This is a genomic window from Bacteroides sp. ET71, from assembly GCF_023336905.1.
Classification (GTDB): Bacteria; Bacteroidota; Bacteroidia; order Bacteroidales; family Bacteroidaceae; genus Bacteroides.
On the sequence record NZ_JAMBLS010000177.1, the window covers coordinates 1 to 290 of the forward strand.

Sequence of the window (290 nt, forward strand, 5' to 3'; positions counted from 1 at the left end):
GTATGTATGATTCGGTCAAGGATTGCATCGGCTATTGTCGGGTCACCTACCATGTCGTACCAGTTGGAGGAGGGGTACTGCGATGTGATGATGATGGATTTCCGTTCATGCCTGTCCTCGATGATGTCAAGCAGTATGGGACGCTCCTTGGCGTCGAGAGGCACGATGAACAGGTCGTCAAGGATGAGTAACTGGCATCGCTCAATCTTCTTGAGTTCCGTTTCAAGTGTACCTTTGACTTTGGCGACTTTCAGCGCTCCGAGCAGTTTCGGGGCATTGGCATATAAGGA

Annotated in this window: 1 protein-coding gene; it reads right to left on the reverse strand. The window is 50.7% G+C overall.

Annotation, left to right across the window (positions count from 1 at the left end; genetic code table 11):
- On the reverse strand, positions 1–290 hold a 290-nt coding region (locus M3090_RS15760), incomplete at both ends, for an ATP-binding protein (RefSeq protein WP_249057822.1).